The 13,375-nt window shown below is 63.2% G+C and carries 11 protein-coding genes; 6 read left to right on the top strand and 5 right to left on the bottom strand.

From position 1 onward, the window contains the following. Nucleotides 1-11: 11 nt before the first annotated feature. The 3 genes from AB0280_RS08795 to glmS all read right to left on the bottom strand — a co-directional run bounded on the left by AB0280_RS08795 (nucleotide 12) and on the right by glmS (nucleotide 4,093). Nucleotides 12-1,595: an NAD(P)H-hydrate dehydratase gene (locus tag AB0280_RS08795; RefSeq protein WP_366366908.1), complete on the bottom strand. Its 1,584-nt coding sequence runs from the start codon at nucleotides 1,593-1,595 to the stop codon at nucleotides 12-14. A gap of 15 nt (nucleotides 1,596-1,610) precedes the next feature. After that, nucleotides 1,611-1,958, bottom strand: coding sequence for a holo-ACP synthase (locus AB0280_RS08800; protein WP_141159808.1), 348 nt, complete (start codon nucleotides 1,956-1,958; stop codon nucleotides 1,611-1,613). 242 nt (nucleotides 1,959-2,200) lie between these two features. Then, the gene (gene glmS / locus AB0280_RS08805) at nucleotides 2,201-4,093 is read right to left on the bottom strand and encodes a glutamine--fructose-6-phosphate transaminase (isomerizing) (RefSeq protein WP_366366910.1); all 1,893 of its coding nucleotides are present in this window, start codon (nucleotides 4,091-4,093) and stop codon (nucleotides 2,201-2,203) included. A 146-nt stretch (nucleotides 4,094-4,239) separates the two neighbouring features. Between glmS and coaA the strand changes: the two genes are divergently transcribed. The 4 genes from coaA to mscL all read left to right on the top strand — a co-directional run bounded on the left by coaA (nucleotide 4,240) and on the right by mscL (nucleotide 8,060). Next, on the top strand, nucleotides 4,240-5,205 hold the full coding sequence (gene coaA / locus AB0280_RS08810) for a type I pantothenate kinase (RefSeq protein ID WP_366366911.1): 966 nt from the start codon (nucleotides 4,240-4,242) through the stop codon (nucleotides 5,203-5,205). A 5-nt stretch (nucleotides 5,206-5,210) separates the two neighbouring features. Further along, complete coding sequence (locus AB0280_RS08815; RefSeq protein ID WP_366366913.1) at nucleotides 5,211-6,065, top strand: M15 family metallopeptidase; 855 nt, start codon at nucleotides 5,211-5,213, stop codon at nucleotides 6,063-6,065. A 174-nt stretch (nucleotides 6,066-6,239) separates the two neighbouring features. Next, complete coding sequence (locus AB0280_RS08820; RefSeq protein WP_366366914.1) at nucleotides 6,240-7,568, top strand: glycosyltransferase family 87 protein; 1,329 nt, start codon at nucleotides 6,240-6,242, stop codon at nucleotides 7,566-7,568. Between the two features lie 87 nt (nucleotides 7,569-7,655). After that, nucleotides 7,656-8,060 carry a large conductance mechanosensitive channel protein MscL gene (gene mscL / locus AB0280_RS08825; RefSeq protein ID WP_366366916.1) on the top strand — a complete coding sequence of 135 codons (405 nt, stop codon included), beginning with the start codon at nucleotides 7,656-7,658 and terminating at the stop codon, nucleotides 8,058-8,060. A 62-nt stretch (nucleotides 8,061-8,122) separates the two neighbouring features. Here mscL and glmM read toward each other — a convergent pair whose 3' ends face one another. Continuing rightward, nucleotides 8,123-9,484, bottom strand: a complete 1,362-nt coding sequence (gene glmM, locus AB0280_RS08830; protein WP_366366918.1) for a phosphoglucosamine mutase — start codon at nucleotides 9,482-9,484, stop codon at nucleotides 8,123-8,125. Between the two features lie 184 nt (nucleotides 9,485-9,668). Here glmM and AB0280_RS08835 point away from each other — a divergent pair, with 184 nt between their 5' ends. Next, nucleotides 9,669-10,937, top strand: coding sequence for a bifunctional glycosyltransferase family 2/GtrA family protein (locus AB0280_RS08835; protein WP_366366920.1), 1,269 nt, complete (start codon nucleotides 9,669-9,671; stop codon nucleotides 10,935-10,937). Between the two features lie 3 nt (nucleotides 10,938-10,940). Here the strand turns inward: AB0280_RS08835 and AB0280_RS08840 are convergent, their stop codons facing one another. Then, nucleotides 10,941-12,323: a hypothetical protein gene (locus AB0280_RS08840; protein WP_366366922.1), complete on the bottom strand. Its 1,383-nt coding sequence runs from the start codon at nucleotides 12,321-12,323 to the stop codon at nucleotides 10,941-10,943. A gap of 223 nt (nucleotides 12,324-12,546) precedes the next feature. Between AB0280_RS08840 and AB0280_RS08845 the strand changes: the two genes are divergently transcribed. Continuing rightward, nucleotides 12,547-13,362 (top strand): glycosyltransferase family 87 protein, encoded by an 816-nt coding sequence (locus AB0280_RS08845; protein ID WP_366366924.1) that lies wholly within the window; start codon nucleotides 12,547-12,549, stop codon nucleotides 13,360-13,362. Nucleotides 13,363-13,375: the final 13 nt, after the last annotated feature.

The raw sequence follows: 13,375 nt of genomic DNA on the forward strand, positions 1-13,375 counted from the left end.
CGAACTAATGCCTACCGTAGTGGTTGGCTGTGACTATTACGTTTCCAGGCTCCATAGTTACTAAGCATGCTGACTTTACCCCAAATTTCGGGTAGGGCCTCCGCAACACGTCCCGCGGTGATCGGCCCGCCGGACACGGCCTCCGACGCCGCCCTCCCGGCTCTGCCGTGCAGGGCAGCACCCAGCGCTGCGATGGCGGCCCACCGCGCGTCGGCGCCGATACCCAACCCACCGAAGCGCCCGACGTCGTCCCCTGCCTGGGCGAGCAGCGCCCCGATGACGCCGGCCAGCACATCCCCGCTCCCGGCGGTGGCGAGCCAGGGCGTGCCGTCCGCCTGGCTGAAGGTGGCGCCCCGCGGCGCGGACACGAGCGTGGTGGCGCCTTTGAGCAGGACGGTAGCCCCGGTGCGCTCCGCCGCGTTGCGCACCGCTGCCAGCGTTCCGGCCTCCACCGCCTCCCGGTCCTCCGGGTGGCCCATCCGGTGGAACAGCGACGCCAGCTCACCGGCGTGCGGGGTGAGCACCACATGCGGGGCGAGCATGGCAGGCAGCGCAGGCAGCGCGCCGGCATCGGCCACGACGGGAAGGTCCGATGCAATGGCGTCCCGGGCGCGGGTCAGCTGTTCGTGGTCATGGGGCCCCATTCCGGAGCCCACCAGCCAGGCCTGGACACGGTTTTCAGCCACGGTCCCGGTGCTGCAGACAACTTCGGGGCACGACTGGCGGACCAGGTCGGCCACGGACGGCGGCCCCAGATACCTGACCATGCCCACTCCCGCAGCCAGGGCGCCCCGGCAGGCGAGGACGGCCGCGCCGGGGTAGTCCTCCGAACCGGCCACCACGCCCAGAACACCGCGGGAGTACTTCTGGGCCCGCCGGGACGGGTGCGGCAGGAGCCGTGCCAGGTCGGCGTCCACGAGCCGGTAGAGGGAGGGCTCGGGCAGGTGCTCCTCGATCCCGATGGGCACCACCTGCACCCGGCCCGCATAGTCTGCGCCGGGGTCGGCAAGCAGGCCGTCCTTTGCTCCCCCGAACGTGACCGTCAGGTCGGCCGGCAGGACGGGCGCGGCCGCCTCGCCGGTGTCCGCGTCCACGCCGCTGGGAAGGTCGCACGCCACCACAAAGCCTCGGCGGTTCCCGTCGGCGACAGCCTGGACGAGGGCTGCGGCACTCCCCCGCAGGCCGCCCTTGGCGCCGGTTCCCAGGACGGCGTCAATGACGACGTCGGCCCGGGCGGCTTCTTCAGCCAGTTCGGGAAGTGCCGCGTCGGTGAGCCGCTGCACCCGGCCGCCGGCGCGCTCCAGTGCGGCCAGGCCTGCCGGATGGGCCGCGTCCCCGGTGAGCACCGCCGTCGTGCGCAGTCCCCGGGCGGCCAGGAAGGCGCCGGCGAACAGGCCGTCGCCGCCGTTGTTGCCCTTGCCTGCCAGCACCACCACGCGGGCGCCGTTCAGGCGGCTGCCGCGTGCCTTGAGTTCATGGACGACGGCGTTGGCCAGGCCGTGCGCGGCGCGCTGCATGAGCACATCCCCCAGGCCGGTGGCCAGGAGTGGCTCCTCGGCGGCCCGGACCTGCTTTCCGGTGTAGGCGCTGATCATGCGGCGGGGGCCTGGTCAGCCTTCGGCCAGGACCGTGGCCGTGGCGATGCCGCCGTCGTGGCTGATGGACAGGTGCCAGCGCTTGACGCCTTTGGCCTCGGCAACAGCAAGGACCGTTCCCTTGACCTGGACGGTGGGCCCGTTGCTGTCCAGGCCGATCCAGCAGTCCTGCCAGTTCATGCCGGCGGGCGCACCGAGGACCTTGGCCACCGCTTCCTTGGCGGCGAACCGGGCGGCCAGGGACCGGGTGTTCAGTTCCCGTTCCGCGGGAACGAACAGGCGGTCCCTCAGGCCCGGCGTCCGCTCCAGCTGCCGCCCGAACCGTTCGATGTCTACTACGTCTACCCCGATGCCAACGATCATGGGTGCCATTCTACGGTGGCTGCTGCGGCGGGATGGCGGGCGCACGCCGGTCATTCACGCTGTCCGCCATGAGCGGAAATGCGTGACTTTTGGGGCGATCCTGCGGAGCGCGCGCCGAGTTCCCGGGGCCTCCGTGGCTGCGGCAGGCTGAAAGTTTCGCAAACCTGTTCGGCCAGGGGGCGTTAACGCGGATGCCCCGGACCGATGGGGCCCGGGGCTTCAGCTGCGCTGTGGTGTGCAGGTTATTCGACGGTGACGCTCTTGGCGAGGTTGCGGGGCTGGTCCACGTCGTAGCCCTTGGCTGCGGCGAGTTCCGCGGCGAAGATCTGCAGCGGGACGGTGGTCAGCAGGGGCATCAGCAGGGTGGGGGTCTCGGGGACGTAGAAGACGTGCTCGGCGTAGGCCTTCACGGCTTCGTCGCCTTCCTCGGCGATGACCAGGGTCCGGGCGCCGCGGGCGCGGACTTCCTGGATGTTGGAGACCACCTTGGAGTGCAGCGAGTCACGCCCGCGCGGGGACGGGACGACGACGAACACGGGCTGGCCTTCATCGATCAGGGCGATGGGGCCGTGCTTGAGCTCACCGGCGGCGAACCCTTCGGCGTGGATGTACGCGATTTCCTTGAGCTTCAACGCGCCTTCAAGGGCGACGGGGTAGCCCACGTGCCGGCCCAGGAACAGCACGGACTTCTCGTCCGCCATGGACCGGGCCAGTTCCCGCAGGGGCTCTGCCTTGTCCAGGATGGTCTGGATCTTGGCGGGGATCTTGTTCAGGTCCGCCAGGACGTCCTTGATCTGGCCCGAGAAGATGTTCCCGCGCAGCTGGGCAAGGTACAGGCCCAGCAGGTACGCGGCCGTGATCTGGGCCAGGAAGGCCTTGGTCGAGGCCACCGCGATCTCCGGGCCGGCGTGCGTGTACAGCACGGCGTCGGACTCACGCGGAATGGTGGAACCGTTGGTGTTGCAGATCGAGATGGTCTTCGCGCCCTGTTCCCGGGCGTACCGGACAGCCATCAGGGTGTCCATGGTCTCCCCGGACTGGGAGATGGAGACCACCAGGGTCTTCTCATCCAGGATCGGGTCCCGGTAGCGGAACTCGTGCGCGAGCTCCACCTCGGTGGGGATCCGGCACCAGTTCTCGATCGCGTACTTCGCCACCATGCCCGCATACGCGGCGGTGCCGCAGGCCAGCACGATGATCTTGTTGACCTGCTTCAACAGCTCCGGGTCGATCCGCAGCTCGTCCAGGGTCAGCTTGCCCTTGATGTCCGAACGGCCCAGCAGGGTCTGCGCCACGGCGTCGGGCTGGTCATGGATTTCCTTCTCCATGAACGAGGAGAACCCGCCCTTTTCCGCCGACGCCGGGTCCCAGTCCACGTGGTATTCCTTGCCGGAAGCCGGGTTGCCGTAGAAATCGGTGATCTCCACGGAATCGGCGGTGATGGTGACGATCTGGTCCTGGCCCAGTTCCACCGCGCGGCGGGTGTAGTCGATGAACCCGGACACGTCCGAGCCCAGGAAGTTCTCCCCCTCGCCCAGGCCTACCACCAGCGGTGAGTTACGGCGGGCGGCCACGACGACGTCGGGCTGGTCCGCGTGCACGGCCAGCAGGGTGAAGGCACCCTCGAGGCGCTGGCAGGCCAGCTCCATGGCCTTGGTCAGGCCACCGTTGGCGGTGTCCCCGCCCAGCTGGTTGCGGAGGATGTCGGCCAGCAGCGCGGCAGCGACCTCGGTGTCCGTCTCGGACAGGAACGTCACACCCTTCTCCAGCAGCTCCAGTTTGAGCTCGGCGAAGTTTTCGATGATGCCGTTGTGGATCACGGCGAGCTTGCCGCCGTCAGCCAGGTGCGGGTGCGCGTTGCGGTCCGTCGGGCCGCCGTGCGTCGCCCACCGCGTGTGGCCGATACCGGTCAGGGTCTCCGGCAACGGCCGGGCCTCCAGCTCACCAATCAGGTTGCTCAGCTTCCCGGACTTCTTCCGCGACTCGATGGCCCCCTGGGACACCACAGCCACACCGGCAGAGTCATAACCGCGGTACTCCAGGCGCCGCAGCCCCTCAAGGACAACATCCAAGGCACTGTGGCCATTAATTGCACCGTCAACGGAACGGCCTACGTAACCCACGATTCCACACATAGGCACAAGACTATCGGGCGGGTGGCACTTGCTCTAAACCGGACTCTAAACCGGAGGACCGCGCTGCGGCGCCGCAGTGACCGGTGCCGCCGCGCTGAACAGGGGCGTCATTTCGCGATGGGCTCCCCGCGGGGCAGAATCTTTAGGTGACTTCACAACGCAATGATGCGAACGGGGAGGGTGCCTCGCCGTTCGTGGAGTTGGACCGGCATACCTGGTCCCGTCTCGCAGCCCAGATGGAACAGCCCCTCAATGAAGAGGACGTGCTGCGCCTCCGCGGGCTCGGCGACCCCCTTGACATGAAGGAGGTCAGTGACGTCTACCTGCCGCTGTCACGGCTCCTGCACCTGTATGTGGAAGCTGCCGGGCAGCTGCACGCGGCCACCACCACGTTCCTGGGCGAGCAGACCCAGCGCACCCCGTTCGTAATCGGCGTGGCCGGCTCGGTGGCGGTGGGCAAGTCCACCATCGCGCGTGTGCTGCGGGAGATGCTGCGCCGCTGGCCGGGCACCCCCAACGTTGAGTTGATCACCACGGACGGCTTCCTCTATCCCCTGGCTGAGCTCAAGCGCCGGCAGCTGCTGGACCGGAAGGGTTTTCCCGAGTCCTATGACCGGCGGGCGCTGCTGCGCTTCGTGAGCGAGATCAAGGGCGGCGCCGAGGAAGTCCGGGCGCCCTGGTACTCCCACGTCACGTACGACATCGTGCCCGGCAAGGAAGTGGTGGTCCGCCGCCCGGACGTGCTGATCGTGGAGGGCCTGAACGTGCTGGCCCCGGCCCGGCCCCGGCATGACGGCCGGCAGGGCCTGGCGCTGAGCGACTTCTTTGACTTCTCCATTTACGTGGATGCCAAGACCTCCTACATCGAGGAGTGGTACGTGGACCGGTTCCGGAAGCTGCGGAGCACCGCGTTCGCGCAGCCGGAGTCCTACTTCCACCGCTACGCCACGCTCTCCGACGACGAGGCGGAGGAGACCGCCCGGGACATCTGGAAGCGGATCAACGAGCCCAACCTGGAGGAGAACGTGCTGCCTACCCGCGGCCGGGCGCAGCTGGTACTGACCAAAGAGGCGGACCATTCCATCCGCCGCATGCTGCTCCGGAAGGTTTAGCACAGGTGTGCTACGAATGCGGGTCCCCCACCCGGCGCAGCTTCAGCCGCTTCCTCGCTGCGGGGGCCGGGCTGGCTGTCCTGTCCGCCTGCACGCCGGAAGCACCCAAGGCAGCGCCGTCGTCGTCCGCGGCTTCCTCCCCGTCCCCCTCCCCCGCCGCCACAGCAACAGCGGGCACGACGCCGGACGCCGCCACGGTGGGCCAGCCGCCGGAGGTGCCGTCCCCCACGCCGTCTCCCCCGGCTACGTTGGCTCGCCGGTTTTCCCTTGATGATCCGGCGAGCCCGTGGGTCATCGTGAACAAGCACCGTCCCCTGAAGCCCGCGGACTATGTGCCGGCTGACCTGGTGCGTCCCGCCGTCGCGATCTCCGCGGCGGGTGAGGCTGCGCTGCTGAACAGCACCGCGGCTGCAGCGGCGGGGGCGATGTTCGCGGCGGCCGCAGGCGACGGCGTGGCGTTGGTCCTGGCCAGCGGCTACCGCTCCTACAGCACGCAGGTGACCACCTACAACGGGTACGTCGCGGCGCGGGGACAGGCCGACGCCGACACCGCCAGCGCGCGGCCCGGCCACTCGGAGCACCAGACAGGGTGGGCGTTCGACATCGGGGACGGCGGGGGTGCCTGCAGCTTCGAGCCGTGCTTCGCGGAGCAGCCCGCCGCCACGTGGGCGAAGGCGAACGGGCACCGGTTCGGGTTCGTGGTGCGGTACCCGTGGATGCTGCACCCCATCACGGGGTACTACTACGAGCCGTGGCACCTGCGGTATATCGGCGCGGAGGCGGCCACTGACATGCTGAACCGAGGCATCGGGACGCTGGAGGAGTACTTCGGGCTGGAAGCGGCGCCGGGCTACCTGTGACGCTTTTGCACCGACAGGAGCTTTGCAAAACATGCGCAAAATTTGATTCGGAGATGGTAAAACCCAGGACCATGTGAGGTAGCGTCTCATTTCATGTCGCCCAGGCCACGAGGAATTGCCTCAGTATTCAAAACTGCGGCCCTCCGCAGGCTTTTTGTCGTTGCTATCGACCGTATGGACCTCCTAATAACGCCTCAACGGTTGCGCCTTTACCCCGTGTTTTTTGTGGTGGCATCAGTTTTGGCCTTGACGTTGTCCTCTGTGGCCAGAATCGTCGCCCCTACCGTTCAGGGTGCCTGGCTCCCTGACTATTTGGCCCACTGGACCGGAGCCAGGCTATTGCTCACCGGAGACACCTGGGTCTTGTATGATCCGGCGGCTCAATTGGCCCTACAGGATGCCACGCTAGGGGGATCGTCCGCGCTGGCATGGTTCGTTTCCCTGCCAATAGTGGCAGCCTTCTACGCACCTCTTGCCATGCTTCCGTACACCTGGAGCGGACTAGTTTGGTTCCTTATCAGCACAACGCTCCTCATCTGGTCCATTTTGAGCCTGAAACACATTACGCCGGCACTTATGTCCCGCCGTCGAGTTGCGGTACTGCTGGCAGTCCTAGCCTCCCCCGTGGCGTTCGAGCTCCTTGGCGGGGGCCAGGATTCGGCGTTCATTCTGGCTGTCTGGCTGATCGGCATGCGTTTCGCCAAGAACGGGCACGACTTCTGGGCGGGGGCGGCCTTCGGGCTGGGGTTCGCCAAGCCGCAACTCGTTGTACTAGTGCCACTCACTTTGCTGGCCACCCGCAACTATCGGGCTTTGGCATCGTTTGCGGCTGTCTGCACTCTCTTCGCGGGAATCTCTGCGGGGGTGGTTGGAATCGATGGCCTGCAGCATTGGCTGTCGGCGCTATCGAGCCCTTTGTACATGGAACAGGTTCAAAATGGACAGGCTTGGAAGATGGTGGGACTGCCTTCACTGCTGCAGGCATTTCTGCCGCCGGCCCTGCACCCCTGGGGGACCCCGCTTCTGACGTGGCTGCCACTCCCGCTCGGCGCGCTAATTCTGCTTACTTGGATCCGTAGGTATCGGAAAACTCAAGGAAACCCGCGGGAAATTTGGATCGCCACGTTGGCAACGACCGTGGTTTTCTCGCCGCATTTGGCTACCTATGACGCCATTCTCTTTGTCCCAGTTATTGTGTTTCTCCTTGAGCGGCGATCCACCCCGCTGTTGCGCGTCTCCACTGTCGCGGCGTTTGCCCTCTTATACCTAGGCCCCGTCTTCCATCTGGCAGCAAGTAACATTTCCTGGCCATTCAGCATCGTTGAGGCGCCGTGGTCTGCGCTTCCGCTAGCTCTAATTTGGCTTGAGTTACGACGTTTCTTCGAGACTCAGAGGGTGCTGTCGAGCGCTTCCATACCACCCGGACGAGAGCAGGAAGGCTTCGCCCCCAGCAAGGAGCAGTCCTCCCCCAACCGGCAGAAGCGCCTAGACCAGCTAAATTGAGGCAAGACACTTGTCCGCGATACAAAGTGCCACTGCGGCAGGAGTGCCTCCACAGGAGGCGCGACAAGCCGTATTACGCTGGACTCCATGCTGACTGGATTCAAGAACTTCATCATGAAGGGCAATGTGGTTGACCTTGCCGTCGCTGTTGTCATGGGTACTGCGTTCGGTGCCGTGGTGACGGCCCTGGTGAACAAGGTACTGATGCCCTTTATCTCAGGTCTGGTGGGTGCGCCCAATTTCGACAGCTTCGCTAGGGTGGAGCTCAACGGCAACGCAATCGAGTTCGGGGTGCTGCTCACCGCCGTAGTGAACTTCGTGCTGATCGCAGCGGCCATCTACTTTGTGGTGGTGATGCCGATGAACATGATGATCGAGCGCCGCAACCGGCGGTTGGGGATCAATAAGGACGTGAAGAAGGACGCCGCTGAGGACCCGCAGGTTGCACTGCTGACGGAGATTCGTGACGCGCTGAAGGACCGCGCAATCTAGGTTTCCTTAACGCAGAATGGCCCGTCTCCCTTTCGAGGAGGCGGGCCATTTTTCGTTTGCGGCTAGTTTGAGGCGAGCTCCAGGGCGAGCTCCGTCCGTACCACCTGCGCCAGGTGTTCGGCGATGGACTGCGCGGTTTCTTCGTCAGCCGCCTCCACCATCACGCGGACCACGGGCTCGGTGCCGGAGGGACGGAGTAGGACGCGGCCGCTGTCACCTAGGGCTGCTTCAGCTGCCGCCACGGCCTGGGCCAGGACGTCGTTGCTGCTTACCCGGCTGCGGTCGACGCCCTTGACGTTGATAAGGACCTGCGGGAGCTTCGTCATGACCGTGGCGAGCTCTTGGAGCGGCTTCCCGGTCAGGGCCACCTGCGCGGCGAGCTGCAGGCCCGTAAGGAGGCCGTCGCCTGTGGTCGCATAGTCCGAGAAGATCACGTGGCCGGACTGCTCGCCGCCCAGGTTGTAGCCGCCATCGCGCATTCCTTCCAGGACGTAGCGGTCCCCCACGGCTGTTTCCAGAATGGTGATGCCGGCGTCACGGAGGGCGATCTTGAGGCCCAGGTTGCTCATGACGGTGGCCACCAGGACATCATCCTTGAGCTTGCCGGCCTTCTTGAGCGCGACGGCGAGGATGGCCATGATCTGGTCGCCGTCCACCTCGTTGCCTTCATGGTCCACGGCCAGGCAGCGGTCAGCGTCGCCGTCGTGGGCGATCCCCAAATTGGCACCGTACTTGATCACGGCGTCCTTGAGCGGTCCGAGGTGGGTGGAACCCACGCCGTCGTTGATGTTGAGGCCATCAGGATCCGCGCCGATGACGATGACCTCGGCGCCGGCATCCTTGAAGAGCTGGGGCGAGCAGCCGCTGGCGGCACCGTTGGCGCAGTCCAGTACCACGGTGAGGCCGTCCAGGCGGTGCGGCAGGGTACGGAGCAGGTGGACGATGTAGCGGTCTTCGGCATCCGAGAAGCGCTGGATGCGGCCGACGTCGGCGCCGGTGGGGCGGACGGCTTCCTTGCTCATCTGGGCTTCGATGGCGTCCTCTACCTCGTCGGGCAGCTTCTGGCCGCCGCGGGCGAAGAACTTGATGCCGTTGTCCGGCGCCGGGTTGTGGGAGGCGGAGATCATGACGCCGAAGTCGGCGTCCAGGTCCGCGACCAGGTAGGCGGCTGCAGGGGTGGGCAGGACGCCGGCGTCATAGACGTCGATGCCCGAGCTGGAAAGGCCGGCTTCCACGGCGGCGGCAATGAATTCGCCGCTGGCGCGCGGGTCACGGGCCAGCACGGCGCGGGGCCGGGAGCCGTTGGAGTTGCGGTCGTGGCCAAGCACGATGGCGGCCGCCTGGGCCAGCTGCAGGGCCAGTTCTGCTGTCAGCAGGCCGTTGGCCAGCCCTCGGACACCGTCTGTTCCAAATAATCTAGACACCGGTCAAGTGTAGAGGATGGGTGGGAGGCGCATCTGCGTAGGGGGCTTGCCTTGGTGTCTCCTACTTGGTAGGTACCTGCCCGTCATCAGGGCCAATAACTGGGACTACTTGGTTCTTTTCGTTGCTACCTGTCTTTACCCAAACCCCTCGCCACGCCTATTTGGAGGCCCCTACGATCCATTCATGACACCTAGCTATGGGGGCTTGGCGCTCGAAATTGTGGTACCGGTCTACAACGAAGAAGCGGTACTGGAAAGCAGCATCACGAGGCTCGCCGAATACCTGACGAATGAAATGCCATCGACGTGGAAAGTCACCATCGCCGATAATGCAAGCACCGACCGGACACCGGTGATTGCCGCCCGGCTGGCCGGGTACATGCCAAACGTTGAATACCGGCGCCTTGAGGTGAAGGGGCGGGGCTATGCGCTTCGGGATGCATGGAGCAACTCCGAGGCGAAAGTCCTGGCCTACTTGGACGTAGATTTGTCGACGGACCTCGCAGCCCTTCCCCCGCTCGTTGCTCCCCTGCTTTCGGGGCATTCAGATGTCTCCATAGGAACCAGGCTTGGGCAGAGCTCACGAGTCATTCGCGGACCGAAGCGTGAATTCATTTCGCGTTCCTACAACTTTCTCCTTCGCCGGACAATGCACGTCCGCTTTTCGGATGCGCAATGCGGTTTTAAGGCGATCCGGGCTGAGGTTGCGAAACGCCTGTTGCCGCATGTTGAGGACAACTGCTGGTTTTTCGATACGGAGTTACTCATAATTGCTGAACGGTCGGGCCTTCGAATTCACGAAATTCCGGTTGACTGGGTTGACGACCCGGACAGCCGGGTTGATATCAAGAAGACTGCGCTCGACGATCTTCGGGGAATGGTGCGGCTTGGCACGTCCTTGGTCAGGGGACTGATCCCGTTACAAGCTATTTATGCGGAACTAGGCCGGGGGCCAATAGCCCCAGTGGGACGACCAAGCTTCTTCGGACAAGTACTCCGCTTTGGGTTGGTGGGTGCAGCCTCGACCCTGGCTTTTGCACTCCTGTACCTAATCCTGAAGGGCCCGCTGAGCTCGCAGGAGGCGAACTTCGTAGCCCTAATGCTGACGGCAATAGCCAATACAGCAGCTAACCGGCGATTCACTTTCGGAATCAAGGGGCCAAGCGGACTGTTTAAGCAGCAAATTCAGGGTCTGGGCATCTTTCTAATGGCTTGGGTGGTTACTTCATCATCGCTTCTTGTGCTCCATCTCGTGAATGCCAGTGCATCGCCGAACCTGGAGGTCCTTACTCTAACCGGTGCAAACATCATTGCCACATTCATGCGGTTCCTTCTCCTCCGGATCTGGGTTTTCCGGGCTTCCCACTCCTCAGCCACAGACTTCGCATATGTCCAGAGCGCCGTGCAACCAGCAGTGCGGACGACGGCTCAAAGTAGCACCGGTACATGTTGAGACCTACTCATGCGTTCGAACAAAAACGGCGGCGGCTGGTTCGGAAAAAGTCTCCGTCCAGTACGGGCTGGCCCGCAGTGCATCAGCGAGTCCGGAACCTGGTGGGACCAAGGCGCATCCCGCACCTCGAAGTTCCCCTTCCACATCACCGTTGCCAGCTACCGTCGAAAGGGATTTATCCACCCGTTCTGCCCCATAAAGGTCATTTCTTGAATCTATGGAAACCTTCACGTCGGGGCGCTGCAATATCACAAGCCCACCCAACTGATAATCATTGTAGGTATTACAATTCGGGGGAATATGCGCCAGGGCTTGTTGAGGAAAGTGGCTTGGATCGGGGCGCCCAAGGTTCCCAATGTTAACAATGGAAATCACGCTGGCGATGGCGATGGCAGCGGCGGCACCTTGGGAAAGCATTTTTCGCCGGCTTTCAAAATAGCAGAGAAGCTTCTTCGGCGCAGCAGAAGCTATGACTGGAAGTGACAGAATGAGAAGAATGGGCAATATTCTGTATGCTGCAAGAGACGCAAGAAGAATGATTGCTAGTACCGACAGTGTGAGGAGATCCCTGCGCCTGAAGGCAGCCATCACGCCAATGAGTCCTATCGCCAGCACGAGCAATTGCAGGGGGTCTCCGGCATCAAATGGTTGCCACTCCCTGATGTTAGAGGATTGGTTCTTCACCTGCAGTGTTTGCGCGATAATTCCCGTCCCATACGGGGTAACGAGGCAACAAATCCCTACGATGACGGTGGCCGCAGCGAACCTGACCGCCTGTAGCGTGCGCCTGTCCCGCAGAAGGACGCCCACGGTGGCAGCGGCGCAAGTAAGCGCGCCGAGTAACGCGGCAGCGTGAAGGTTGGCCCATAGAACGGTGAGAACACCCAGTCCAACAATTGACCACCACGGCCGGTCGCTCGTACGCAAGCGGTCAAGCAAGATAAGCATTACCAGCATGGCAGCATAGTCAACAATCTGCGGACGGGCCGTGATCCACGTTGTGGTCAGCGCCCCTCCGATGACAAGCACAAATCCCGAGACCACTGGATTTGCACCCCATTTTCGGGCCTGAAACAGAATCAACGCACCAATAGCCGCAATGAACATGGAGGCGACAATGGCACTTCCTGCCAGTCCCATAGCAAGATACGCCGCAGCCAGTATGGTGTTGAAGCCCCATGAGTTCAGCGTCCAAGGCTGCCCGGCGACCGTCCAGGAAAAAGTGTCATACGCCGGGATACGAGCGGAATCGATGATCAAGATTCCCGTTCGTATTGCCCAGAAGGTGTCGGACTCAGCCAGATTTTCAGCGCGTATTAGTACCAAAGGTAAGAATGCGGCCCATGCCATGAACCAAGGCGTTCCGCCGGCAAACCGTGAGGTCATACCTCCTGCGAATCGGCTTGGCGCAACGTTATGATTGCTCATGGTAATCTCCGACGGAAGTCTAGTAAGCGTTGCTTCGGCACGACAATGCACCAATGTCAGCCTGAGATGCGTTCGCCAGCCGGCCTTGCAAGCAAGTCTCCCATGACTTGCAGTCTGATTGGCTATTGACATGCAGGCGGCGTCCCGATCAGGTCATTTTTCTAAAAGGTACCCGATATTCATGAAGACGGCCCTAGTTCTGTCGTGGGCATACGGCGTATTCACTGTTCTGCATAAGATATGGATTTCAGCGAGTACTGGCTGGATCGGATGGGATGCGCACGCGTACTGGTTGGCCGCTCGCGGCGATATGGCCTACAGCCGTTCCGGTGGCGAAGTTGACGCCTACCTATACTCGCCCGCATTTGCCACGGTTATCCATCCGATAGCCACCCTGGACTGGTCACTGTTCTATTCATTTTGGGTCGTGCTGCAGTCATCGGCGCTGATCTGGCTTCTCAAGCCGCTGAAGCTCAGGTGGGCCGTACCCTTCTTCTTGGCCAGCGTTCCGGAACTCATTAATGGGAATATCTTCATTCTCCTCGCCATGTGTGCGGTTCTAGGTCTAACAAGGCCTGCTTGGTATTCCGTCGCTCTTCTCACTAAAGTCACCCCCGGAGTTGGCCTTCTTTGGTTTGCAGGGAAGCGGGATTGGCGTTCACTGTCCGCAGTCGCGATGGCAACTCTATTGGTCACGGCATGTTCATATGTGCTAACCCCAACGGAGTGGAATGCATGGCTGCACTTCTTACTCAGTCACCACGACGGCAGTCCTGACGGACTAGCCGGATTGGCCGTGCGCTTCCTTCTGGCGGCCGCACTCGTGCTCTACGGAGCCAAGAAAGACATGGCATGGCTGATCGCGCCGGCCATGGTCATAGCTTCGCCAATATTTGATTTTCCGGTTTTGACCCTGTTGACGGCGATTCCACGATTGGCATCAGGTTCAGGAAGCAAAATAATTCGAAATGATCAAGTGGGGACGGCAGCTACGTGAACAGTAATCCGTC

This window comes from Pseudarthrobacter sp. 902506025 (assembly GCF_040702325.1).
Taxonomy (GTDB): domain Bacteria; phylum Actinomycetota; class Actinomycetes; order Actinomycetales; family Micrococcaceae; genus Arthrobacter.